At 54.2% G+C, this 24,510-nt stretch carries 25 protein-coding genes and 3 tRNA genes; 18 read left to right on the forward strand and 10 right to left on the reverse strand.

Annotation, left to right across the window (positions count from 1 at the left end):
* Positions 1 to 96: 96 nt before the first annotated feature.
* The 9 genes from JYE49_RS13185 (at position 97) to JYE49_RS13225 (ending at position 9,779) form a co-directional block, all read left to right on the forward strand.
* Complete coding sequence (locus JYE49_RS13185) at positions 97 to 1,557, forward strand: sensor histidine kinase (protein WP_093957977.1); 1,461 nt, start codon at positions 97 to 99, stop codon at positions 1,555 to 1,557.
* Positions 1,558 to 1,718: 161 nt separating this feature from the next.
* Positions 1,719 to 2,231, forward strand: coding sequence for a shikimate kinase (locus tag JYE49_RS13190; protein WP_093957978.1), 513 nt, complete (start codon positions 1,719 to 1,721; stop codon positions 2,229 to 2,231).
* 22 nt (positions 2,232 to 2,253) lie between these two features.
* Positions 2,254 to 3,081: an amino acid kinase family protein gene (locus JYE49_RS13195; protein ID WP_093957979.1), complete on the forward strand. Its 828-nt coding sequence runs from the start codon at positions 2,254 to 2,256 to the stop codon at positions 3,079 to 3,081.
* A gap of 31 nt (positions 3,082 to 3,112) precedes the next feature.
* Positions 3,113 to 4,300, forward strand: a complete 1,188-nt coding sequence (locus JYE49_RS13200) for a serine hydrolase domain-containing protein (protein ID WP_304583093.1) — start codon at positions 3,113 to 3,115, stop codon at positions 4,298 to 4,300.
* A gap of 153 nt (positions 4,301 to 4,453) precedes the next feature.
* Positions 4,454 to 4,936: a CtsR family transcriptional regulator gene (locus JYE49_RS13205; protein WP_093957981.1), complete on the forward strand. Its 483-nt coding sequence runs from the start codon at positions 4,454 to 4,456 to the stop codon at positions 4,934 to 4,936.
* A 310-nt stretch (positions 4,937 to 5,246) separates the two neighbouring features.
* Complete coding sequence (locus JYE49_RS13210; protein WP_093957996.1) at positions 5,247 to 7,796, forward strand: ATP-dependent Clp protease ATP-binding subunit; 2,550 nt, start codon at positions 5,247 to 5,249, stop codon at positions 7,794 to 7,796.
* Positions 7,789 to 8,352: a thymidine kinase gene (locus tag JYE49_RS13215; protein ID WP_093957982.1), complete on the forward strand. Its 564-nt coding sequence runs from the start codon at positions 7,789 to 7,791 to the stop codon at positions 8,350 to 8,352. Before JYE49_RS13210 ends, JYE49_RS13215 begins: the two co-directional genes overlap by 8 nt.
* Before the next feature lie 95 nt (positions 8,353 to 8,447).
* Complete coding sequence (locus JYE49_RS13220; RefSeq protein ID WP_093957983.1) at positions 8,448 to 9,152, forward strand: L-ribulose-5-phosphate 4-epimerase; 705 nt, start codon at positions 8,448 to 8,450, stop codon at positions 9,150 to 9,152.
* Positions 9,153 to 9,500: 348 nt separating this feature from the next.
* Positions 9,501 to 9,779, forward strand: a complete 279-nt coding sequence (locus JYE49_RS13225; RefSeq protein WP_093957984.1) for a zinc-ribbon domain containing protein — start codon at positions 9,501 to 9,503, stop codon at positions 9,777 to 9,779.
* A 66-nt stretch (positions 9,780 to 9,845) separates the two neighbouring features.
* Here the strand turns inward: JYE49_RS13225 and JYE49_RS13230 are convergent, their stop codons facing one another.
* The 9 genes from JYE49_RS13230 to ruvC form a co-directional block, all read right to left on the reverse strand.
* Positions 9,846 to 10,988, reverse strand: a complete 1,143-nt coding sequence (locus JYE49_RS13230) for a DEAD/DEAH box helicase (RefSeq protein ID WP_283399438.1) — start codon at positions 10,986 to 10,988, stop codon at positions 9,846 to 9,848.
* 133 nt (positions 10,989 to 11,121) lie between these two features.
* Positions 11,122 to 11,361 carry a TIGR03905 family TSCPD domain-containing protein gene (locus JYE49_RS13235; RefSeq protein WP_093957986.1) on the reverse strand — a complete coding sequence of 80 codons (240 nt, stop codon included), beginning with the start codon at positions 11,359 to 11,361 and terminating at the stop codon, positions 11,122 to 11,124.
* A gap of 67 nt (positions 11,362 to 11,428) precedes the next feature.
* Positions 11,429 to 12,643, reverse strand: a complete 1,215-nt coding sequence (tuf, locus tag JYE49_RS13240; RefSeq protein ID WP_304583099.1) for an elongation factor Tu — start codon at positions 12,641 to 12,643, stop codon at positions 11,429 to 11,431.
* A 73-nt stretch (positions 12,644 to 12,716) separates the two neighbouring features.
* Positions 12,717 to 12,790, reverse strand: a tRNA-Gly gene (locus JYE49_RS13245).
* A gap of 66 nt (positions 12,791 to 12,856) precedes the next feature.
* On the reverse strand, positions 12,857 to 13,786 hold the full coding sequence (locus JYE49_RS13250) for a helix-turn-helix domain-containing protein (RefSeq protein ID WP_093957793.1): 930 nt from the start codon (positions 13,784 to 13,786) through the stop codon (positions 12,857 to 12,859).
* A gap of 19 nt (positions 13,787 to 13,805) precedes the next feature.
* Complete coding sequence (queA, locus tag JYE49_RS13255) at positions 13,806 to 14,834, reverse strand: tRNA preQ1(34) S-adenosylmethionine ribosyltransferase-isomerase QueA (protein WP_093957792.1); 1,029 nt, start codon at positions 14,832 to 14,834, stop codon at positions 13,806 to 13,808.
* Positions 14,835 to 14,839: 5 nt separating this feature from the next.
* Entirely contained in the window at positions 14,840 to 15,868 is a 1,029-nt protein-coding gene (ruvB, locus tag JYE49_RS13260; protein ID WP_093957819.1) for a Holliday junction branch migration DNA helicase RuvB, read from the reverse strand.
* A 54-nt stretch (positions 15,869 to 15,922) separates the two neighbouring features.
* Positions 15,923 to 16,531 (reverse strand): Holliday junction branch migration protein RuvA, encoded by a 609-nt coding sequence (gene ruvA / locus JYE49_RS13265; protein ID WP_093957791.1) that lies wholly within the window; start codon positions 16,529 to 16,531, stop codon positions 15,923 to 15,925.
* Positions 16,532 to 16,590: 59 nt separating this feature from the next.
* Entirely contained in the window at positions 16,591 to 17,085 is a 495-nt protein-coding gene (ruvC, locus tag JYE49_RS13270) for a crossover junction endodeoxyribonuclease RuvC (RefSeq protein ID WP_093957790.1), read from the reverse strand.
* Positions 17,086 to 17,246: 161 nt separating this feature from the next.
* Between ruvC and argH the strand changes: the two genes are divergently transcribed.
* Positions 17,247 to 18,626 (forward strand): argininosuccinate lyase, encoded by a 1,380-nt coding sequence (argH, locus tag JYE49_RS13275; RefSeq protein WP_093957789.1) that lies wholly within the window; start codon positions 17,247 to 17,249, stop codon positions 18,624 to 18,626.
* Positions 18,627 to 18,655: 29 nt separating this feature from the next.
* Here the strand turns inward: argH and JYE49_RS13280 are convergent, their stop codons facing one another.
* Positions 18,656 to 19,474 carry an HAD-IIB family hydrolase gene (locus JYE49_RS13280; RefSeq protein WP_093957788.1) on the reverse strand — a complete coding sequence of 273 codons (819 nt, stop codon included), beginning with the start codon at positions 19,472 to 19,474 and terminating at the stop codon, positions 18,656 to 18,658.
* A gap of 126 nt (positions 19,475 to 19,600) precedes the next feature.
* Between JYE49_RS13280 and JYE49_RS13285 the strand changes: the two genes are divergently transcribed.
* The 8 genes from JYE49_RS13285 (at position 19,601) to JYE49_RS13320 (ending at position 24,451) form a co-directional block, all read left to right on the forward strand.
* A tRNA-Thr gene (locus JYE49_RS13285) sits at positions 19,601 to 19,673 on the forward strand.
* Positions 19,674 to 19,683: 10 nt separating this feature from the next.
* Positions 19,684 to 19,757 (forward strand) — tRNA-Pro (locus tag JYE49_RS13290).
* A 379-nt stretch (positions 19,758 to 20,136) separates the two neighbouring features.
* On the forward strand, positions 20,137 to 20,424 hold the full coding sequence (locus tag JYE49_RS13295) for a tyrosine-type recombinase/integrase (RefSeq protein WP_179217373.1): 288 nt from the start codon (positions 20,137 to 20,139) through the stop codon (positions 20,422 to 20,424).
* A 208-nt stretch (positions 20,425 to 20,632) separates the two neighbouring features.
* On the forward strand, positions 20,633 to 21,013 hold the full coding sequence (locus tag JYE49_RS13300; protein WP_093957786.1) for a hypothetical protein: 381 nt from the start codon (positions 20,633 to 20,635) through the stop codon (positions 21,011 to 21,013).
* 20 nt (positions 21,014 to 21,033) lie between these two features.
* Positions 21,034 to 21,585 (forward strand): hypothetical protein, encoded by a 552-nt coding sequence (locus JYE49_RS13305; RefSeq protein WP_093957785.1) that lies wholly within the window; start codon positions 21,034 to 21,036, stop codon positions 21,583 to 21,585.
* Between the two features lie 51 nt (positions 21,586 to 21,636).
* The gene (locus JYE49_RS13310; protein ID WP_093957784.1) at positions 21,637 to 23,697 is read left to right on the forward strand and encodes a DUF6273 domain-containing protein; all 2,061 of its coding nucleotides are present in this window, start codon (positions 21,637 to 21,639) and stop codon (positions 23,695 to 23,697) included.
* Between the two features lie 151 nt (positions 23,698 to 23,848).
* The gene (locus JYE49_RS13315; protein WP_143754514.1) at positions 23,849 to 24,205 is read left to right on the forward strand and encodes an XRE family transcriptional regulator; all 357 of its coding nucleotides are present in this window, start codon (positions 23,849 to 23,851) and stop codon (positions 24,203 to 24,205) included.
* Between the two features lie 3 nt (positions 24,206 to 24,208).
* Positions 24,209 to 24,451, forward strand: a complete 243-nt coding sequence (locus JYE49_RS13320; protein ID WP_093957782.1) for a hypothetical protein — start codon at positions 24,209 to 24,211, stop codon at positions 24,449 to 24,451.
* Positions 24,452 to 24,510: the final 59 nt, after the last annotated feature.

The following is a 24,510-nucleotide window of genomic DNA, read 5'->3' on the forward strand; positions in this document are numbered from 1 at the left end:
TTATCTTAAGCGGTGTATCCTGGCAGTGAATAGATCGGCGATTTATTTGGATCCATATTTAATTCTGAATTCTGAATTCATCATTCTGAATTTGCTATGGGGGGGGGTGAGACTGTGTTTGCGCGGATTATGGCTGTGGTGATGGCGGCAATTCTGCTGACCACAGTCTGCCTTTCTGCGGTCTGGTGGCTGACATTGCGGAACCAGCAGATTGACACCAGACTGGACCACCTGAGTTCCGAAGCGGAGGGAATCGCCTACCTGGCCGGGAACCTGTCGGGCGAGAGCCTGATGGATACCATGTGGGACCGGGACAGCGAAACACGAACTTACCTGAACCGGACAGCGGAAAAGGTAAGCCAGGAATTCAATGCGCTCATTATTGTAATGGACCGGAATCAAAACGGAATGATCTACAACGCGGTATCTTCCGGCCAGGAAGATCCTGCGTTTATAGACAGCCTGAACAGCGATGATATCAACGCGGCAATGGATCGCATCCTGAACGGGGAAATGATCCGCATGCGTTCCGAAAGCGGAGAAGCCCCCATGTTCACAGTCGGCGTGCCTTTTACCTGGGGCGGAAAAGTGAACGGAGCGGTATTTATCCGGACACGGGCCCAGAAAATCGAATCCGGACTCGGGGAAATTCTGTGGAGGATCGTGGCGCTTACGGTCGTGGTTATGGTATTGACCGGTATTGTGGTATTCCTGTTTGTGCGCCGGAGGCTGAAGCCGCTCAAGCAGTTGGAAACAGCGGCGGCGACGATCGCCGAGGGTGACTTCTCCGTGCAGGTGGATGAAAAGAAGGGCGACCGGGAACTGCGGGAGCTGAGCGGAGCGTTCAATACCATGACGCACAAGCTGCAGGGCGTGGAAGCCGGACGGAGGGAGTTTGTGGCGAATGTGAGCCACGAGCTTCGCAGTCCGATTACAAGCATCAAGGGTTTTGCGGAAGGTATGGCGGACGGCGTGATTCCCGCGGAGGAACAGCCGAAATACCTGCGGCTGGTGGCGGATGAAAGCAAACGGCTGAGCGGGCTGATCGATGACCTGCTGGCACTGAGCCGGCTGGAGCGGGATGACGCAAAGCCGGAGATGACCACCTTTGATATCAATGAGATGCTCCGGCGGGCAGTCATCCGGCGAATGAATGACCTGGAAGCCAAAGAGATCGATATCAGCTGCGAGTTTGAGACGGATCCCTGTCCGGTGAATGCGGACAGCGACCGGATTGAGCAGGTGGTGATTAACCTGCTGGACAACGCCATCAAATTCACGCCTGAGGGCGGAAAGATTGTCCTCGAATCGGCAGCGGCGGAAGGCGTCGTGAAGGTCACGGTCAGAGACAGCGGCAGCGGCGTGGCACCGGAAGACCGGGACAAGATCTTTGACCGGTTCTTTACAGCGGACCGGGCGCATACCGCGGGCAAGGGAACGGGCCTGGGTCTGAGCATCTGCAAGCGGATCATGGATATGCACGGGCAAAGCATCCGCCTGCTGGATACAGACGAAGGAGCGGCTTTCCAATTTACTTTGGAAAGAGCGGAAAAATGAGGGAAGCCCGGAAGCGGGTGCTTCGTTATTTATTCGGAATGATGCCGGGAAAGAACCATGGAAGAACGGTTCGGAAGGCTTCCGGCACTTGACGAAAAAGGAAAAAGTTGTATCATCTTGAAGAAAGAATAACGGGAACGATACCGGCAGGAAGGGGGACCATGGCAGTGGACAAGCATCTGTTTCTGATCGGCATGCAGGGCTGCGGCAAAAGCAGTCTGGGCAAGCGCACAGCAAAAGAAACAGGCGTTCCGTTTGCGGACACTGACGCCATGGTGGCTCAGAGTGCCGGTGGAACGGTGAACGAGTTCTTTGAGAAATACGGGGAAGAAACCTTCCGGCGGGCAGAAACAAACGCGCTGGCCGCGCTGACCTATGCCCGGCCGATGATCATCTCCACGGGCGGAGGCACGGTGCTGAATCCGGTAAACCGTCATATCATGCGGTCCTGGGGTACGATTGTGCTGATTGACAGGCCTTTGGAAGACATCCTGAGTGACATCAAGCTGGACCGGCGACCTACCCTGCGGGACGGGGGCCTGGCTGAGGTGGAACGTGTTTATCATGAACGGCTCCCTATATACCGCGACTTGGCCGACATCACCCTGAGAAACGATCAGGGATATCATATGGCGGTGTATATTCTTACCCGGCTGGTACGGGAAAGACTCTGACCGCGGAAAGCAGGAACGGAGCATGGATTATCAGTTTGAACTGGTTGGCAAGATCGGCAGCATGGCGCTGATCCGGCAGGAAGACCGGGATATTGACTACAACATTTTTTCCAGAATCGGGGCTGAACTGAAGCCCGGCATGATCTGGGTGACCAGCGGCGCGACGGAAATCGGCCGGCTGGATTATATCAAGCGGACAGGATGCGAACTGAGCGGAGATCCGGATCAGGACAAGGCGGATTACGCTGCCCAGGGACAGACCATCCTGATGCAGAATTACCGTCAATTTGTTTCACCGGAATACGGCATCCGCCAGATCCTGGTGGAGCATACCCACTTCAATGACCCGGAAAAGAGTGAGCATATCCGCTCACTGCTGATCCGCGCCGCACGGCAGAAAACTATCCCGATTGTGAATTACAACGACCCGGTATCCGACGAGGAAAACCGGAAGATGGAACTGGCTGCCCGGCGGGAAAAGGGTGAAGAGGTTCACGAGTGCGTGGACAATGATGAAACGGCAGCGGTGATTGCCGGCCTGGTGAAGGCGAAGACCCTGGTGCTGATGACCTCCACGGAGGGGATTTACCAGGATCGCCGGGATCCCAGCACCCTGGTGCGGGACGTGATCGGCAAGACTTATGAAGAAGTGGAACGCAAGGTGCGGGAACTGCAGAATGCATGCATCGGCGCCAGCCGCGCCGGGGCAAACGGCGCCCGCGCCAAGCTGGAATACGCGCTGAGCTGCGTGAAGGGCGGCACCACGGTGATTATCGGGCATGCCCGTCACCGGCTGAGCGACCTGAAAGAGGGAAGGGTGCCCTGTACCCGAATCGGTGTGGATGCCTGACCCGGGGAGACAAAGGATGAGCGGTTCATCAATGGACACAACCCTCCTGAACGGCCTCCGGTTTTTTACCCGGGAAACGGTCATCCTGGAAGGTGTTTCCGCGGCATGCGGTGCCGGAAACAGAACAGTGTCAGCCATGGACGGGGCTGTCCGGGAGGACAGCGTTTTTGACCTGGCCAGCGTAACGAAACTGTTCACGGGCCTGTGCGCTATGAAACTGAAAGAAGAAGGTCTGCTGGATCCCGGCAGGCCTGTTTTTTCATATGATTCCCGATTCCGGTTCCTGAAGGATACCACGGTGTGGGATCTGATGACCTTTGCGGTCACGGTCCGTACGCCTGTCCGCCTGGACGGGTGTACCGACCGGGAAAGCGCTATGGAAGCGTTGTTTGCATCCACAGCCGCGCCGCACGAGGATGTACGCCGGATCTATTCTGATATTCCGGCCATGATCCTGAAATATGTACTGGAAGCAGCAGCCGGGATGTCTTTTATGGACTGCGCACGGAAGCTGGTTCTGGAGCCGGCGGGCATGTCAGAGACCTGGTCCGCGGTTCCGCCGGAACGCCGGAAAGACTGCCAGTGCTACGACCGGGAACACCGGATCGAGAACGGGCAGCAGATTCTCCGGGAAGGATGGAAACCCGGGGTTCCGCATGATCCCAAGGCGGCGGTGCTGCAGGGAGATACGGGAGACCTTTGCGGGCATGCCGGCCTGTTTTCCACCCGAGGGGATATGGTGCGGTTCTGCCGGGCAGTGCTGGAACGGAAAATTGTCGGGGAGGAATCCCTGAGGGAAATGGCGGTCAACCGGACCGGACGGAAGCGTACGAACGGTGCCTGGACACAGTTCCTGGGAATTCAGTGCTATGTGCGTCACCCGGATCAGTACTATTCGGAAATACCCTGCTATATGGGGAAACAGGCCTTCGGAATCGGCGGTTTCACGGGCAACCATGTTTCCGTGGATCCGGAACATGATGTCTTTGCGGTCTTCCTGGGAAACCGGGTGCTGAACCGGCTGACGGTGCTTGTGCCGGAGGAGGGGAAAACCCTTGCGGATTACGGCCTGAACCCGGACGGGACCGGCTTCTTCCGCTGGAATGATGGGGAAGTAATCCCTTCCTCGGTGAAGTATGTGCATCAGAAGGATGAACACTTTCACAAATCAGTTGCGGAAACACTGCAGCTTTCGCTGATCGCTTTCAATGAAGAATGAATAGTGATAAATGAATAATGATATAATGTTATACTGTATTACCGGACTGTTTGACCTAAAAGCAGTTGTTGAATAAGTTGAGTTTGTGTGTTATACTCAATAGGTCAAAGATAGTCAGAAACTGCAGACCCTTTGACGAGGGGAGGGTTAATCATGCGTTTGAGCGATTCGATAGAGCAGTTTATCAAGGAACTTCTGAATGAGGAATCCACGGAAGTGGAGCTGAAACGAAATGAACTGGCGGAGTATTTCGGATGCGCACCGAGCCAGATTAACTATGTGCTGGCAACCCGCTTTTCCCCGGATCATGGTTATCTGACAGAGAGCCGCCGGGGCGGTGGAGGGTATATCCGGATTGTACGTGTTGTGCAGGCCGGGTCACAGCGGCTGATGTATCTGGTGAACGACCGGATCGGAGACAGCCTGGGAGAGGAAGAATGCCTCCGGCTGATCAGCCAGCTGAAAGAACAGCGGATTGTAACCGCGGATGAAGCCGCGCTGATGGCGTCGGCAGTCAGCACGCGCGCGCTGAGCGTTCCGGTTCCGGATTCGCTGAAGAACGCAATGCGGGCAAAGATGATGAAATCCATGCTGATGACCATTGCGTCACGGAACAGAAATCAAATTCAGAATTAAGAATTCAGAATTCAGAATTATCTGTTATGAATAAAACAAGCTAACGAATTGTTTGGCTTTCAGGGGAACTTCGCTGAACTCCAATAAGAGAAAAGAGGCGAGAGAAATGCTGTGCGAAGAATGCCATGTGAATGAAGCGAATTTTACGGTTTCCGTAGTAGCCGGTGAAGAGACTACGGTCAGACATCTGTGTGCCGACTGTATGAGCAAAATGAACGCGGACCTGATGAAAGGAAACGTCAGGAGCCTGCTGAGCACGGTGCTCAGTGCCATCAGGGCAACAGAAGATGATAACAGAAAGGAATTCTCCATGCCTATATTCGGTCGTTTTACCCAGAGAGCCCAGCAGACACTGATGCTGGCCCAGCGGATCGCTGCGGAGCTGCAGCAGCCGTACGTCGGAACGGAGCATTTCCTGCTCGCCCTGCTGAAGACAGGCGCTTCAGTGCCGGAAGCGGTTTCCGCCCGGATGAGCTATGACTCCGTCGTGGCGGAACTGCGGGAGCATCTGAAGGAAGTCGGCGATCCGGAAGAAGCCAGGAGCAATCGGATCGAGCTGAGTCCCCGGGCGAAGAAGACGTTGGAAAACAGTGTGCTGGAATCCCATAAGCTTGGACAGAACTACGTGACCGTTGAACACATCTGGCTGGCCCTGCTGGGAAATGACGACGGCGTGGCCGGCGGCCTGTTCCGGAAAGCCGGCGTTGATCTGTCCGCCGCGCGGGAGCAGCTGCTCCGGCAGATGCGGGAGAACGCAGGCAATGAAGAGGCTCCCCGCAGGATGCCCGGCTTCCCGCCCTTTGCACCTGCCCGGGGCAGAAACGGGAACGAGAACAACAAGAGCGAACTGGAGAAATACAGCCGGGATCTGACGGCAGCCGCGGAGAAGAATGAACTGGATCCGGTGATCGGCCGGGAGACGGAGATCCAGCGGATTATCCAGATCCTGATCCGCAGGACGAAGAATAATCCTGTGCTGATCGGTGAGCCCGGCGTGGGCAAGAGCGCAGTGGCCGAAGGACTGGCACAGCGCATTGTGCAGGGGAATGTGCCGGAGCTACTGATGGGAAAACGGGTCATGAGCCTGGATATCGGCAGCATGGTAGCCGGTACGAAATACCGGGGCGAGTTTGAGGAACGGCTGAAGAACGTGATGGACGAGCTGCACAAGGCCGGAAACGTGCTGCTGTTCATCGATGAAATCCATACGATTATCGGCGCCGGCGCCACAGAAGGCAGCCTGGATGCCGCGAATATCCTGAAGCCTGCCCTGAGCCGCGGGGAAATCCAGTGCATCGGCGCGACCACGCTGGATGAATACCGCAAGCATATTGAAAAAGACGCCGCACTGGAACGCCGTTTTCAGCCGGTGGTGGTGGGCGAGCCGACAGCGGAGGAAACCCTGTCGATCCTCTACGGCCTGCGTGACCGGTATGAGGCGCACCATAAAGTACGGATTACAGACGAAGCGCTGGCAGCGGCTGTGAAGCTGTCTGACCGGTATATCCCGGACCGGTTCCTGCCGGACAAGGCCATCGACCTGATGGATGAAGCGGCCAGCCGGGTGCGGATTGCAGCCTGCACAGCTCCGCCGGACGTGCGGGAACAGGAGAAGCGCCTGGAGGCAGTGGTGATCGAAAAGAAAGAAGCCATCTCCCACCAGGACTTTGAAAAGGCTGCTGCCCTGCGGGATCAGGAACGGAACCTGAACCGCGAGATTGAGGAAAAACGGGCGGAGTGGAACCGGGCCCAGAGTACCGCACGGGATACCGTGACGGAAGAGGATATTGCCCAGGTGGTGAGTCAGTGGACCGGTATTCCGGTATCCCGGATGACGGAACAGGAAGCTCAGCGGCTGGTTCGCCTGGAGGAGACGCTGCATCAGCGGCTGATCGGCCAGGAAGAAGCAGTCAGTGCCGTGGCGCGGGCAATCCGCCGGGCACGGGCAGGCCTGAAGGATCCGAAGCGCCCCATCGGCAGCTTTATCTTCCTCGGACCGACCGGCGTCGGCAAGACTGAGCTGTGCCGCGCACTGGGCGAGGCAATGTTCGGGGATGAAGACTCGGTGATCCGCCTGGATATGTCCGAGTATATGGAAAAGCATACGGTTTCCCGGCTGGTTGGTTCTCCTCCCGGATATGTGGGATATGAAGAGGGCGGCCAGCTGACAGAAGCGGTTCGGCGGAAGCCCTACAGCGTGGTGCTGCTGGACGAGGTGGAAAAGGCACATCCTGACGTATTCAACATGCTGCTGCAGATCCTGGAGGACGGGCGGCTGACGGATAATACGGGACGGGTGGTATCCTTCAAGAACACCATCCTGGTAATGACCTCCAATGCCGGCGCGCACGTGATCGGCAACGGACGAACCATGGGTTTCGGTGCGGACCAGAAAGGCGAAGCCCGGAACTATGAAGCCATGAAGGAATCCGTGATGAAAGAGGTTAAGGAGATCTTCCGGCCTGAATTCATCAACCGGGTGGATGAACTGATTGTCTTCCACAGCCTGAATGAGGATGAGATCCACAAGATCACGGAGCTGATGCTCAAGCAGGTGGCGGACAGGCTGAAGGAACAGGAAATCCTGCTGACCTGGGATCCGCAGGTGACGGAGAAACTGGCGAAGGATGGTTATGATCCCAAGTTTGGCGCCCGGCCGCTGCGCAGGCTGATCCAGCGCACTGTGGAGGATACCCTGAGTGAAGAATTACTGGAAGGTCATGTTCAGCTGGGACAGGAAATCCGGCTGACGGTGAAGAACGATACTATCGTGCCTGTGGGTAAGAAGGCCGTCAAAAAGAAAGCGGATCCGGAAACAGCAGCCGCTGTGCCGGAAAAGGAGGAAGATCCGGTTGGCTAAACTGTATTTTCGCTACGGAGCCATGGGTTCAAGCAAGACAGCAAACGCGATCATGGTGCAGTACAACTACGGAGAGCGGCATCAGAAGGTGCTGATGGTCAAACCGCAGTTGGAAAACCGTGACGGCGCCCGGATTATCCGTTCCCGCAGCGGGCTGGAAACGGAGTGCGTATTCGCTGAAGAACTGGAAACAATGGACCTGACCGGTTATGACTGTGTGATTGTGGATGAAGCCCAGTTCCTGACCAAGGCCCAGGTGGAATACCTGGTGCACATTGTGGATGACCTGGGAATCCCGGTCATCGCATACGGCCTGCGGGCGGACTTCAAGGGCAACTTCTTTGAAGGCAGCCAATGGCTGATGGCCTGGGCGGATACGATCGAAGAAGTGAAGACTATCTGCTGGTGCGGTAAGAAGGCTACCTGCAATGCCCGTGTGATTGACGGAAAGGTTGCCCGGGAAGGTGAGCAGATCGTGCTGGGCGGGGATGAGAGTTATGTGTCCCTGTGCAGGAAACACTGGATGAGAGGACAACTGGGTCCGAAGACCAATTAAGAATTAAGAATTCAGAATTCAGAATTATTTCTGCTTCGACGGGGATGAAATTATGAATTGTGAATTATGAATTATGAATTTAGGAGGAAAGATCCATGCTGGAGGAACTCAAAAAACAGGTATACGAGGCGAACATGCTGCTGCCCGCCTATCATCTGGTGACGTTTACCTGGGGTAATGTAAGCGGAATTGACCGGGAGAAGGGCCTGTTCGTAATCAAGCCCAGCGGCGTTCCCTATGAGGAACTGAAGCCGGAAGACATGGTCGTGATTGACCTGGAGGGCAACAAGGTGGAAGGCAGTATGAATCCTTCTTCCGATACACCTACCCATGCGGAGCTGTACCGCCGCTTTAAGGACATCGGCGGCGTGGTGCATACCCATTCCCGGTGGGCGACAATCTGGGCCCAGAGCGGAAGGGATATTCCCGCCTACGGCACAACCCATGCGGACTATATCTATGGCAACGTTCCCTGCTGCCGGGATCTGACAAAGGAAGAAGTGGAAAGCGCCTATGAGCTGGAAACCGGACGGGTGATTGCTTCTCATTTTGAGCAGAACGGACTGAACCCGAAGCATGTGCCCTGTGTGCTGGCACGGCATCATGGCCCCTTTGCCTGGGGCAAGGACGCAATGGAAGCGGTGCACAACGCGGTGGTGCTGGAAGAAGTGGCCATGATGGCCTGGCATACCGAAGCGCTTCCCGAGACCCAGACCCGGATGAATCTGCCGGAGTATGTGAAGGAAAAACACTTCATGCGGAAGCACGGCCCGAACGCTTATTACGGCCAGAAAAAGTAAGAAAACCAACTTTTGACCAAAAATAATGCATTTCGATTGTCTTTATTTGTCAAAAATGGAAAAATATCTTGCGTTTTAGACATGGCGGTAATATAATGTCGCCGGTTGAATCCTTCGGGTCTGTGGTTGCAAGCCGATGCCAGTCGCAGGCAAAGCGGTCCACGTAATCCGTCCAAAGCGGCGGGGAGCATGGTGCGGTCTAGATGTAAGTCCGTCCGGGAGCAATTCCGAGAGAAGCTAGTGAGGGTGCGTAAAGCACAGAGCAAACTTCCAGGCGGCGTGTGTGGGGGCAAAGACCAGGTCAGCCGGAGGAGTCGCCTATCAAAAAGTTATGGGGGTTACCAGATCATGTACGAAGACAAAACGCTGGTATGCAAAGACTGTGGCGCTGAGTTCGTTTTCACTGCCGGTGAACAGGAATTCTATGCCGAAAAGGGATTCCAGAACGAGCCCACCCGCTGCAAGGCCTGCCGTCAGGCGCGTAAGGCCAGCCGTGCTGCCGGCGCTCCGCGTCAGATGTACGACGCTGTTTGCGCGGAATGCGGAAAGCCCACTCAGGTTCCCTTCGAGCCTAAGGAAGACCGTCCCGTATACTGCAGCGAGTGCTTTGCCGCCCGCCGCGTGTAAAAACCAGCAAACACAAGAAAATTCCCGGAAACCTGGTTTCCGGGAATTTTTTTATTCGTATTCAGATCAAATATTATCAAAGAATGCGGAGCCGTCTTCCCGGCGCAGTACGTCATCCTCAAACTTGAGGGGCGTCGGCGCGGTGAGCATATACTTCAGGATTTCATCCATGCGGACGCTTTCCCGGAAGGTGACCAGGGAGAAGCTGACACCGTGCTTGTGGGCGCGGCCGGTACGGCCGATGCGGTGGAGATAGTACTCGTTCTCGTTGGGAAGGTCATAGTTGATGACGGCTTCCACGTCATCCACGTCGATGCCGCGGGCGGCAACGTCGGTGGATACGAGAATCGGGAATTTGCCGCGCTTGAAATCGTTCATGACGGTGTTCCGCTTGGACTGGGGAATATCTCCGTGGAGACACTGGGCGTTATAGCCTTCCTTGATGAGCCGGCTGGTCAGCTTGTCGGTCATGAACTTGGTGTTGCAGAAGATCATGATCCGCTGATACACGTTGGCGTCCAGCAGGTAGAGCAGGTTGTCGGTTTTGCAGTCCTGCTCGGTGGCGATAACGTACTGGGTGATCTGGGGCCGGTCGGCCTTGGTGGCTTCAACGGTGATTTCCACCGGGTCATGCTGGTATTTCCAGGCGATAGTCAGCACGTCCTGATTGGTGGTGGCAGAAAACAGCACCAGCTGACGGTCAGAGGGGGTGGACTCGATGATCTTTGTCACGTCTTTGACAAAGCCCATGTTCAGCATTTCGTCCGCCTCATCCAGCACCATGGTGTGGACGGCATCCAGACGGATGTTGCCACGCTGCATATGGTCAAGCAGGCGGCCGGGGGTCGCGATGACGATCTGCGGCCGGCGCTTCAGGGCGGTAATCTGACGGGAGATGGACTGACCGCCATAGATAACGGCAATACGCACGCCGTCAATGAACTTGGCCAGCTTGGTCAGTTCCTCGCCGATCTGGAGTGCCAGTTCCCGGGTGGGGGCCAGGACGATCTCCTGTACGCGGCTGTCTTTCAGCTGGACGTACTCCAGCATGGGAATGCCAAAGGCACAGGTTTTGCCGGTGCCCGTAGGAGCAATGGCATTGATGTCATGACCTTCCATCATCAGGGGAATGGTCTTCGCCTGAACAGTAGAGGGCTCTTTAAAGCCCATTGCCTGAACGGCACGGAGGATCTCTGAGGAGAGATCCATAGAATCGAAGGATGGTGTAGTTGATTCGGAATTCATATCGTATAAATTATATATAATTCAGAATTCAGAATTCTGAATTAAAGGTCCAAAAGTTAAGAGTGAAGAGTGTAAAGTGAAAGCATATCACGACTGATCAGTCGTGATATGCTTTAATCGCCTGTGCGAGCTGATCAGGACAGGAAGTACCGCCGCGGCACTGAATGCCCTCGAGCGTAGCGGCAACTTCTTCAGCGGGACGGCCGAGAGCCAGCTTCGCCACACCCTGGGTGTTGCCCTTGCAGCCGTCGTTAATCCGGCAGAAGGTGATGATGCCGTCCTGGATTTCCAGGTCAATGGAAGTGGAGCAGGTTCCTCTGCATTTATAGTTGAACATGATAACCTCCATAAACAGACAGAAAGGAACGCTCCCGCATCGGGAGCGTTCCGTTTAAGCGTTGAAATTACTCAATGACCTTGGCCACAACGCCGGAACCAACAGTACGGCCGCCTTCACGGATAGCGAAGCGCAGTCCCTGCTCCATAGCGATGGGGGTGATCAGGGTGATTTCCATGTCGATGTTATCGCCGGGCATCACCATTTCCACGCCGTCGGGCAGCTTGATGTTGCCGGTAACGTCAGTCGTCCGGAAGTAGAACTGGGGACGATAGCCGTTGAAGAAGGGGGTATGACGGCCGCCTTCTTCCTTGGTCAGCACGTACACCTGGCCGATGCAGTGGGTGTGGGGATGAATGCTGCCGGGCTTAGCCAGAACCTGGCCGCGCTCGACTTCGTTCCTCTGGATACCACGCAGCAGGGCGCCGATGTTGTCGCCGGCTTCCGCCTGGTCCAGCAGCTTGTGGAACATTTCAACACCGGTAACAACCGTGTTGCGGGGCTTGTCCATCAGGCCGACGATTTCGACCGGATCGGACACCTTAACGGTACCACGCTCAACACGGCCGGTAGCCACGGTGCCGCGGCCGGAGATGGAGAACACGTCTTCGACGGGCATCAGGAAGGGCTGGTCGGTTGCACGTTCGGGTTCGGGGATATAGCTGTCGACGGCGTCCATCAGTTCCCAGATGCACTTGCACTCGGGAGCGTTGTCAACGTCGGTGCCGCCAGCCTGCAGGTACTCAAGAACCTTCAGAGCGGATCCCTTGATGATCGGGATGTCGTCGCCGGGGAAGTCGTAGCTGCTCAGCAGCTCACGGATTTCCATTTCAACCAGCTCCAGCAGCTCTTCATCATCCATCATGTCGGTCTTGTTCATGAACACGACGATGTAGGGCACGCCAACCTGACGGGCGAGCAGGATGTGCTCACGGGTCTGGGGCATCGGGCCATCGGGAGCAGAAACCACCAGGATAGCACCGTCCATCTGGGCAGCACCGGTGATCATGTTCTTAACATAGTCAGCGTGGCCGGGGCAGTCCACGTGAGCATAGTGACGCTTTGCGGTCTCATACTCAACGTGAGCGGTATTGATGGTGATTCCACGTGCTTTTTCTTCGGGAGCCTTGTCGATTTCGTCATAGCGCATAGCCTGCGCTTCGCCCTTGATCGCCAGCGTCATGGTGATCGCAGCGGTCAGGGTGGTCTTGCCATGGTCAACGTGACCGATGGTACCGATGTTTACATGGGGCTTTGTCCGTTCATAACGTCCTTTTGCCATTTGGGGTCTCCTCCTTAAAGTTATCGTCGCTCAAAAGCGAGCCAATAATTGCTTCCGAGTCATTGATGCGGTCTGGAGCGGGCGATGGGAATCGAACCCACGTGACCAGCTTGGGAAGCTGGAGCTCTGCCATTGAGCTACGCCCGCATGCTCCGCATCAAGCCCTTGAAGACTTGCGAACAAACTGTATTTTATCCGGTTTTCCCTTGCGTGTCAACCCTTTGAGGGATGATTGGAAGGCGTTGCACGGGAAAAGGGGATCAGGGGTGAATGCCCCTGTATTTTCATCATGGAGCGGTACTGACCGGGGGTTGTACCGGTCATCCGGCGGAACTCCTTGACCATGTGACTGCAGTCGGTGTAGCCGGTCCGGTCACTGATGGAGGCCAGGTCCAGATCGGAATAGACGAGGTACAGTTCCACTGCCTCATTACGGAGCTGCTGGATGAACTGCTTACAGCTCAGACCGTAGAACTCGCGGAAACGCTTGGCAAACCAGGGATAGCTGAGGTTGCACTGAGCGGCCAGGTCCTCCACCTTCAGCGGTTCGGAGATGTGCTGCTCAATATAGGCGGGAATATCCAGGATGGGATCCTGGGGCTGAGGCTGGTAGTCCGGCATGGTTTCGCGTTTGCCCAGCCAGAAACGGGAAAGGCCGGTGATCAGCAGGTAGATGAGCGCACGGACCTGGAGATCCCAGGCGAATTGCCGGTTATCACATTCCACTACGCATTCCCGGACGATGTTGTCCAGATGCCAGGTCTGTACATCCTGGGCATTCATGTAAGCGGAGAGATGGGCATGTGATACGTCCAGGGAGAAGGAACGCAGGTCAGAAAGATAGGATGGAATCTCCCGCAGGCGGGTTGCGCTGAACTTGACCACATCAAAGACAACGGGATTGCCGTCCGCAGATTCGACAGAGTGGCGGACCAGCGGTGAGATATAGATCAGTTCACCCGGTTTCAGGATGTAGGTATAGCCTCCGCGGACAACCCGGCATACGCCGCTGCGCATCAGCATGACTTCGCTGAAATAGTGGCTGTGCGGCTCAACGGGGAAAAAGCTGCTGTGGGCAGGGGTATCCATTTGGTAGCACGCAAAGGCCTGGCAGAGGGAAGAATCCCGGATCAGTTCGCTCAAGGGAGGGTACCTCCTTGTATTATTCGATAAACATCGCGTCGCCGAAGGAGAAGAAACGGTATCGCTCCTGAACGGCTTCGCGGTAAACGCTCAATGCTTCATCCCGGCCGGTCAGGGCGCTGACAAGCATGAGCAGGGTGCTCTGGGGAAGATGAAAGTTGGTAATCAGGGCATCCACTGCCTTGATTTTGACACCGGGGTAAATGAAGATGGCCGTATCCCGGGCACCGGCATGGATGATTCCGTCCTCGGTGGCCATGGTTTCCAGGGTACGCACGGAGGTGGTGCCGACACAGACGATCCTGCCGCCGGACTGACGGATGCGGTTCAGCGTTTCGGCCGCTTCTTCCGTTACCTGGCAGAACTCACTGTGCATGACGTGCTCTTCCGCATTCTCCACCTTCACGGGGCGGAAGGTGCCAAGACCTACATGGAGCAGGACGGGAACGACTGTGATCCCTTTGGCCTTGATCCGCTCCAGCAGCTCCGGCGTAAAGTGGAGACCGGCGGTAGGAGCGGCGGCGGAACCTTCCTGTTTTGCGTAAACGGTCTGGTACCGGGTTGCGTCCTGCAGCTTTTCGTGAATGTAGGGCGGCAGGGGCATCTCTCCCAGCCGGTCCAGCACTTCCTCAAAGACACCGTCACAGTGGAAACGGACAATCCGGCCGCCGATATCCTCCACGTTGTCCAGCACCTCGCAGCGGAGAAGGCCGTCGCCGAAGGAACAGATGGTCCCGGGACGAAGCCTGCGGCCGGGGCGGACGAGGGCTTCCCAGTCTGTGGCGTTGTGCCGGCGCAGGAGGAGAACCTCCACCGGAACACCGGTGTCTTCCTTCACACCGAGCAGACGCGCGGGGATCACCTTGGTCTCATTAATGACCAGGGCATCTCCCGGGTTGAGATAATCAATAATATCGTAGAAGTGCTTATGCTCAATCTGTCCGTTTTTCCGGTGGTATACCAGGAGACGGCTGTGATCCCGCGGTTCCACGGGGGTCTGGGCAATCAGCTCTTCGGGAAGGTCGTAGTTGAAGTCGGAAGTTTTCATTAGGGTCAGATCTCCATCCTGATTTGGGCTTCTGCGGAGGCAGGCATGTTCTTTTTCATATGGTTCCAGGCGGCGGGGGTGCAGACCCGTCCGCGGGGAGTCCGCATGAGGAAGCCCAGCTGCATCAGATAAGGCTCATATACGTCCTCAATGGTGACGGCGTCCTCGCCGGTGGTGGCCGCCAGGGTATCCAGGCCGACCGGGCCGCCGGCAAACTTGTCCATCATGCAGGAAAGAATGTTCCGATCCACCTTGTCCAGGCCAAGTTCATCCACGTCCAGCAGGGCCAGGGCTTCCCGGGCGATATCCCGGCTGATATGGCCGCCGGCCTTCACTTCGGCATAGTCCCGGACGCGCTTGAGCATACGGTTGGCGATACGGGGCGTACCGCGGCTGCGGCGGGCGATCTCCAGCAGGCCTTCCGGATCCGCGTCCACACCGAGGATGCCGGCGCTGCGTTCCACGATCTGCCGGAGCTCTTCAGGCGTATACATTTCCAGGCGGAACAGCATACCGAAACGGTCCCGCAGGGGGGCGGAAAGCTGTCCGGCGCGGGTGGTGGCACCGACCAGGGTGAACTTCGGCAGGTCCACACGGATGCTCCGGGCGGTGGGACCCTTACCGATCATGATATCGATGGCGTAGTCTTCCATAGCGGGATAAAGCACTTCTTCCACCTGACGGGAGAGGCGGTGGATTTCATCAATGAAGAGCACGTCGCCTGCGTTCAGGTTGCTGAGGATGGAAGCCAGGTCACCGGGCCGCTCAATGGCCGGGCCGCTGGTGACACGGATGTTCTGTCCCATTTCTGCCGCAACGATGCAGGCGAGGGTGGTTTTGCCCAGGCCGGGAGGGCCGTAAAGCAACATATGGTCCAGCGCGTCATGACGGGAGAGGGCTGCCTGGATATAGATATCCAGACTGCTCTTAACTGCCTGCTGGCCAACATAGTCCTTCAGTGTATGGGGACGGAGGGTCTGCTCTACAGAGCTGTCCTCCGCCATATAGGACCCGGTCATCAATCTGTCGTCCATCATTTGCTGTAACTCCTGCCTTTGAGATTCCTGTGCTTATAATCGTGCTTCGGATCAGAATCCCGCCATAGCCCTGAGTGCAAGGCGGATCAGTTCTTCCGGCTTGTCGGTCTGGTCTTTGATCTGGGAAATGGCGTTCCGTGCTTCCGTGGAGGAATATCCCAGGGCAATCAACGCTTCGATCGCTTCGGTCACCGCATCGGAACTGAGAGAAGGCGCGGCGGCGCCCTGCGACGGAGCGGCCGCGGCGGAAACGTCCGCCTGGCTGATCTTGTCCTTCAGCTCCAGTGCGATCCGCTGGGCGGTTTTCTTTCCGATGCCCGGCGCGCGGGACAGGGCATTGACGTCCCCGAGCAGGATCGCGAGGTTCAGATCCCGCAGGGGCATGGCACCCAGGACACCCAGGGCGGTCTTGGGACCGATGCCCGAAACGGAGGTCAGCTGCAGGAACATCTCTTTCTCTTCCCGCGTGGCGAAGCCGAAGAGCTCCATCGCATCCTCCCGGACGGAAAGATAAGTGTAGCATCGCATTTTTTCCCCAACAGGCGGAGCCGCCTGCAGGGTGTTGTTGGAGCAGTTGAGCTGCCAGCCGACGCCGGAAGCCAGAAGGACGAGGCTGCCGTTCAGCTTTTCGCAGACTTCGCCTTCGATAAACGCGTACATATTGATTCCTCCATAACGTGATCGCAATAAACCAACGATGAAAAACCGGGATCCGTTCCCTATTTCATCAGGAACTGGGATTTGGCCACGCCGGCCTGGCAATGGGTGATGGCACAGGCGATGGCATCAGCGGCGTCATCCGGCTTCGGGATTTCATCCAGCTTCAGCAGGAGCTTGACCATCTGCTGGATCTGCTTCTTGTCGGCTTTGCCGTATCCGGTGATCGCCTGCTTGATCTGCATGGGGGTGTATTCGTAAAGGTTCTGGGTGTATTCAGCCGCAGCGATGATTGCCGCACCGCGGGCGGCGCCGACCATCAGGGCGGTGGTGACGTTCCGGGCGAAAAACAGCTCCTCAAATGCCACGTCATCGGGGTGGTAGATGTTGAGCAGGTCCCGGACGCCAAGCTGCAGCGTGCGCAGGCGGTTCTGCATAGGGACGCCGGCTTTAGTCTCAATACAGCCGTAGTTGATCAGCTTCATACGGCTGCCTTCCGCCTCCACCACGCCCCAGCCCATCAGGGCATAGCCCGGATCGATGCCAAGAACGATCAAAAAACCGCCTCTTTCCTATATAAATACAAAACCATGGTAAACGTTACCCCACGGAATGTCAAGGCGAACAAAAACGGTCTTTTTTCCGTACTGTTCTATTGCGTAAACGGTTGTTTTGTGTACAATGTTGATGTTATGTGAGACTGAAGGAGGCTTGTCGTATGAAGCTTTGGGGAGGACGGTTCGAAAAGGCAACCGACGGACTGGTGGATGATTTCCATTCCAGCATCTCTTTTGACAAGCGGCTTTTTGAGCAGGATATTACCGGTTCCATCGCCCACGCAACCATGCTGGGTGAGGAAGGCATCATCCCCGCGGCAGACGCGGAGAAGATCGTGGCCGGCCTGAAGGACATCCTGGAGGATGCCCGGGCCGGAAAGATCGAGTGGATGGTGGACGCCGAGGATATCCATATGAATGTGGAAACCCTGCTGACACAGCGCATCGGCGACGCCGGAAAGCGCCTTCATACCGGCCGGAGCCGGAATGACCAGGTGGCACTGGATACCCGGATGTATGCCAAGGTGGCCTGCCGGGATACGGAGGCTATGCTGGAGGAACTGATCGACGCGCTGCTGACCATCGCCCAGGAAAACCTGCATACAATCATGCCCGGATATACCCATATGCAGAAGGCACAGCCCATCACGCTGGCTCATCATATGATGGCTTACGTCCAGATGTTCCTGCGGGACAGGAACCGTTTCAGCAATGCCTACAAGGCAGCGGACGTCATGGTGCTTGGCTCCGGCGCGCTGGCCGGAACAACCTACCCCCTGAACCGGGAACGGGTGGCCGAACTGCTGGGTTTTGAAAAGATCTCCGAGAACAGCCTGGACGGCGTGGCCGACCGGGATTATATGCTGGATTACCTTTCCGCGGCGGCCATCTGCATGATGCACCTGAGCCGCTTCTGTGAGGAACTGATCCTTTGGAACACCAACGAGTTCCGCTTTGTGGAAATGGATGATGCTTTTGCCACCGGCTCCAGCATCATGCCCCAGAAGAAGAATCCCGACGTGGCGGAGCTGATCCGCGGCAAGACCGGCCGGGTCTACGGACACCTGATGGGCCTGCTGACCGTGATGAAGGGCCTGCCGCTGGCCTACAACAAGGATATGCAGGAAGACAAGGAAGCCTTCTTTGATACCCGGGATACGCTGGTGAAGGGCCTGACCGTTTTCACCGCGATGCTGAAGACCGTGACCTTCCGAAAGGATGTGATGGAACGCGGAGCATCCGGCGGATTCACCAACGCCACGGACTGCGCGGACTACCTGGTGAAGAAGGGCGTAGCCTTCCGCGACGCCCACAAGGTGGTCGGTGAGCTGGTGGCTCACTGCCTGAACGAAAACAAGGCCCTGCTGGACCTGACCCTGGAGGAGCTGAAACAATTCCATCCGGCCTTTGAGCAGGACGTGTTTGATGATCTGAGCATGATCTCCTGTGTGGAGAAGCGGAAGATCCCCGGCGCTCCCGCTCCGGAAATGGTACAGCGGGCAATCAACGCCGCCAAGGCAGCACTGAAAAACGATCAATAAGCAATTAAAAAACTGATTCCATTCAGGAATCAGTTTTTTACAAGCAGCATAATGGCTTCTGTACAGCCGCTGTGGTCCTGATCGGAAACGATCCGGTCCGCGGCAGTTTTGACATAATCCGGTGCGTTGCCCATGGCGATTCCGAGACCGGCAGTCCGGAGCATGGGGATGTCGTTGTCCGCGTCTCCCACGGCAATACAGGCTTCCAGCGGAATATTCAGCAGCCCGCACAGGCGTTCAAGCCCGGAACCCTTGCTGACGCCGGCGGCGGAGCATTCCAGGGAGGAAATCTCGGAATAGACCAGTTCCAGCTCCGGGGTTTCCAGCTGTGCCCGGGTGCGGATCCGTTCCTCCACTTCCGCGTGATACAGGTTGATCTTCAGGAAAGGCTCGGTGCAGGATTCGGCAAAGGCATAAATATCCGGCACCAGCGTCATGGCTTTTTCATACATAGGCCGGTAGACGCCCATGTTGTAATGCTCCAGCCGATCCATCTGGGAGGCCTGGATCACATCCCGGTCCGCCAGCACCAGCTGGGGCATGATATCCTTTGTGCGGGCAACGGACAGGATTCGTTTTGTCTGTGCGTCAGGAATAGGCTGCAGGCCGAAGACCTTCCTTTCCCGGGTATCATACAGGCCTGCGCCGCTGCAGAAGATCGCGTACCGTACTTCCGGAAGCAGGGCGATCTGATCGGCCAGTTCTGGTACAGCCCGTCCGGTATCAAAGACCACCGTCTTTCCGGCAGCACAGACCTTCCGGATGGCCTGAACGGCATCCTCCGGGAGCTCCTTCCGGCTGTTGAGCAGGGTCCCGTCCAGATCCAGGGCGATCAGCTGATACTCCATGCGCGGCCTTCCTTTCTATCATAGTGCCGGAGCAGTTTACCACACACTTTCACGGATGTCCATGGGCGGTGAAAAAAAGGCTGGACAAACGAAAGTCCCTTTGATATAATAGCCGTTGCTGATCGTGCCGATGTGGCTCAGTTGGTAGAGCAGCCGATTCGTAATCAGCAGGTCAGGGGTTCGAGTCCCCTCATCGGCTCAGTTTATATCGAGGTGTAGCGCAGTTTGGTAGCGCGTTTGGTTCGGGACCAAAAGGCCGCGGGTTCGAATCCCGCCACTTCGACAGCAAAAAAGGCACCCCAAATGGGGTGCCTTTTTTTGCTGTTTCCGAAGCGGCAGGGATTCGGACCACGCAGCCTGTAAGGCTGTGGGGAAAGCCGCCGAGGACTGCCAGTGGCAGAAATTTCGTCGGCGGCTTTCTCAACCGAAACGAGCGATCTGTCCGGTGGACAGTCGCGACGATTGAGGTTGCGGCGCGAAGCGGAATCCCGCCACGAGACCAGTAACTATATCCGTTGCGGCGCAAAACGAAATCCCGCCACTTCGACTCCCGGAAGCGTTGATTTTCCTACGCTTCCGGGTTTTCTTTTTTTTGCTGGTTTTCGGTTTTTTTCCGGGTTGCAACCTGCAGGGTTGCAGCGAGTCGCCAAGGCACTATCAACTTGTGGGAGGCTACGCTGACGCCGCATTACTTCCGGCATAATTTCGTGACCCTGCTCTATCGGGCTGGGGTGGACCCGCTGAAGGCCATGAAGATCGTGGGCCACAGCGAATACCAGACCACGGCAGATATTTATACGCACCTGGATCAGGAAATGCTGAGGGCCACGGCGGACGATTTGGCGGACGTGTTCAAGAAGGTGAATACGGCGGCCAGGAAGAGCTGGTACGAGATGCCCCAGAAGGTGCTGGCGGCACGCGTGATCCAATTTCCAAAGGCAGGTAGTTGAGCCTGATTTCCCGGAACGTCGGCTCCGGGACTTTTCCTTTTTTTGGAACCTATGCACGACTATGCAAAGGTTATAGAAAAAGGGTTGATGGAAACATGCCTAACTGGTATAATTCTATTGTTTATGGATGTTCGTTAAAAAACTTCGAGGGAATGTGCGCTTCCCCCGCGTTTTTCACAATTTTATATATCGATGGAGGATAAATGTCATGGAGCAAAATATCCAGACAGAAACTGCCCCCGCAGAAGGCACCACAAAAGTGAAAAAACCGCTGTGCGTATGGTCGGTTGTCGCTTTTCTTATCAGTGTTGTGGCCTTTGGTTCTTATTGCCTTGTGTTAGGGCCAAAGATCCGAGCATTTATTCCTGTATGGGAAGTGTTGGGCGTTGTTTCCATTTTTGTGCCAGCCATTGCTAAACACATAAGATTATCGAAGGATCAATCAGGTAGAGGATTGGAGATTGCTGCTATCGTTATAGGTGGATATGCATTTGCAATGATTATCTTTATTCTTACTAATTGGTCTATGTATTTCAGTTATTTGGGCTGGATTGTTGGTGGCTTAATTTATAAAGCTGTTAAGGGATAAAAAGGACGGGGGTTAATTCAGTGCGGAGGATAATTGCATTTGCGCTAATTTGGGTGCTTGTCTTAGTTGTTGCTTTTTCGGATGCAGAGGGGAACCGATTTACTGATGCTGAATCGGGTGTTAGTTTTGAAGTACCCGCAGGGTGGGAAGAGGTTCCCAATGTGGACAACAATGAATCGATAAAAATCCAATATACTCCTTCGGGTAGTGTTGGGCAGACAACCGTAGCGCTTGCTGTTCTTGATCTTTATTCTGCTATGAGCATGTCACAATATGGAGTAACACGAAAGGAGATAGATTTCTCTTTCTTGGATGATGATTTAGTTACGGCAATGCTTGGACCGCTGGAAGCTAAGAGCAATACTGTAAAACAATACGGCGACTATCGATATAAAGTGATTACAACCACCATGGAAAGGACGAAAGCCGGATTGAAGTTTTCCTTTAACTGCGAAATGGTGGTTACCTTGGTTAATGGCTACGTGATTTTGTTTCAATATATGGAAATGAACCATTCTGAAGAGTATCATGCGGTCTTCGAGGATATACTTGCATCAGTTCAAATTAAATAGTGGTATACAATATTGCACTAAAGTACTTTAGACTATGAAAGGAGCAGCAATATGAAGAGAGCGTGGGTGCTGTGTTTGATCCTGGCAATGCTGTCTTTTGCTTCTTGTGCGTTGGCAGACTTATATGCAACAGAATATGGAGTCAAATTCGGAATGACGCCACAGGAAGTTCAAGATATTGAAACGGAGAACAGCCATGACCTTAAGGGAGACTATCAGGACACAAAGTCATATCAGCTTTATTATGAGACAGATATCCATTTTTATTCTTTAAAATGTACCAGAATGCAATATGACTTTGATATTAATGATCGTTTGCTATTCCAAGTATATTATGTCTCAAAAGGCGGAGCAGCCGATTTTGCATATATTAAGAGTTTAGTAACTGCACAGTACGGTTCTCCCGTAAATGACAAAAGTGACTCTGGCGAGTATTCACTGTTGTATGATCAGATTGGTAAAGACAGCCATATTGATGTTACACATTGGCTCATTCCAGATCAGAATTTAGGAATTGACCTGTGGTATAATGATTATAATACAGTTTTTGCTTCTTTCTATGACACATCGAATCCGGCATCATATGGAGCGCTCCCTCAGTATTATATGGATGAAACCGGTATTTCTTTTGCATATATGGATGGATGGGATGCAATGCCGTTCTCATTCAAGCCATTAATGATTTCCTTTACACACAGGCGAGATACACAGACATCTGTCCAGTATATGCAGATGGACTTGTGGGAAAATCTGAAAGAATACTATGAACCAATGGGCTTTAAAAGAGAAGATATTGGCCCTGATTTCTTAGAGGATGATATTGTTTCTTTGCTTATGCAACCGATAGAACCTCAGAACCTGAGAATTAAAAAATACGGCTCTATTGATTTTAGAGTTTTTGAGTATCAGACAGATAATAATGGAGCCTCACCTGATTTGTATTATTGCACTGCTGCGCTGACTATGCGGGACGGTTATGTACACATGTTCCAACTCTCATCAGTATCAAAGCATGATGAGAGTATGCCAGCGTTTGAAACACTGTTATCAACAGTATCATTTGAGGGTGCTCCTGCTACCTCTTCATCAAACGTACCGACTATAAACGCTCCAAGCAGCAAAGCTGCTTCAATTGACTTAGGTTCAATAGTTACATTTGGGCGTTATGAGCAAGACAACAAAACTACTAATGGTAAAGAACCGATTGAATGGATTGTCATAGGTATAGATGGCGATAATGTAAATCTCATTTCGAAAGATATTCTCGACCTTCAGAGGTATAATGTCCAGAAAGTTGATATTACGTGGGCTTCTTGCAATTTACGGAATTGGCTGAACAACGATTTCTTCAATTCCTCTTTTACACTTGATGAACAAAGGGCCATGAAGCGGTGGTCATATGCAGATACAGATGGCTCACAATTGAAAGACTATGTATATTGCCTTTCTGCAAGCGAAGTTGAGGCAATTTGGCCTGCTCAGCAAGATCGTGCGGCTCTTGTCACAGATTACGTATTTGCATTATCTGACTATACAAATGGGACAAAGTCTGGTCAGTGGTGGCTTCGTTCAGAAAGCGAGTATAACGGCCTTTTTCGTACAGCACAGGATGTGTATGGCTCAGGCTCGATTGGGGTGGACAATTTCCGTAGCGCAACGGTTGGTGTAAGACCGTGTATCTGTGTGGATGCTTCTTCCGTTGATGTCATTTCATCAAAGACACCGGCTGTAACATCTTCGAATAATAAAGGCAAAAGGGTCACATTGACTGCGAGCAATGTTGAGCAGTATTTTGACATTGAATTGACAGGAAAGTCTTTTGAAGGCAACAAGCTGACAGTTTCTTATGATATTGCACCGAAAAAGAAAGATTATTCGCAAGAAGAAGAATCATCAAATGAAATTATCATTCGGCTTATTGTGTATGCATATGATGAAAAGGGATCAACAAACTCAATTGCGGAAAAAAGCTACTCAACTATATTGAAAAAGCAGAGTGATTATTCTGCCTCAGGGAAGATAGAGGTAATCTTGCCAACCAGTACTCTGGAAACAGTGTATTGGAATCACGACATAGATAGTTGTACAGGTACAATCGTGGATATACAATAATCTTCTTTATACGTGAACATTATGAAAAGGTGATAATTGTTTATGAAAAAGAAGCTGAAAACCATTTTGTCATTTGCCTTATCAGTAATCTTGGCTTTATCGACAATTCCGTGCCTACCTGGTTATTATTCGGGTATTGCTGTGGCAGAAGATGACACTACTCCCGGATCTTTCCGACGTGCTCAGGGTAAGCCTGAATGAGCTGCTGGGCAAGGAAGAAAACAAAGCCAGGATTGTCCCTGTCGGGGAACGCAAGGACACCAATGACCTGATCCTTAAGGTGCGCGCCAATCTGGCGGATGGAGACAAGGTGACGGTCAATCTTCCGATGGGACTTGTCAAGGCCGGAATGATGATGAACATGAAGATGCCCCAGATCAGCGGGAGTGAAGCACTGCAGAAGGTGGACTTCGAGGAGATCATCCGGCTGGTGGATCAAGGTATGGTAGGGGAACTCGTTACTGTGGAGAGTCCAGACGGCGACAACGTGCGCGTGTTCGTGGAGTAAGCCATGTGGATTAAAATCAAAACGCAGGACGGCCCAAACCTTTCATTTCCGGTGCCGCTTTCCCTCGTGGGCAGCAAACTGCTGCTCGGCCTTGCGGCGAAAAACGGTGATCCGCAGGCTGCTGAATATGCTCCTTATGCCGAGGACATTGTGCGCGAGCTGCGTGAGTACGTCCGCAGAAATGGTCACTTCATGCTTGTGGACGTGGAGCGTCAAAACGGGGATATCGTAAAGATTAAGGTATAAACAGAGAAACATATGTTCAGGCCCGGCAGATCCGAAACTGCCGGGCTTGTTTTGAACCC

It is taken from the genome of Aristaeella hokkaidonensis (genome assembly GCF_018128945.1).
GTDB lineage: Bacteria > Bacillota > Clostridia > Christensenellales > Aristaeellaceae > Aristaeella > Aristaeella hokkaidonensis.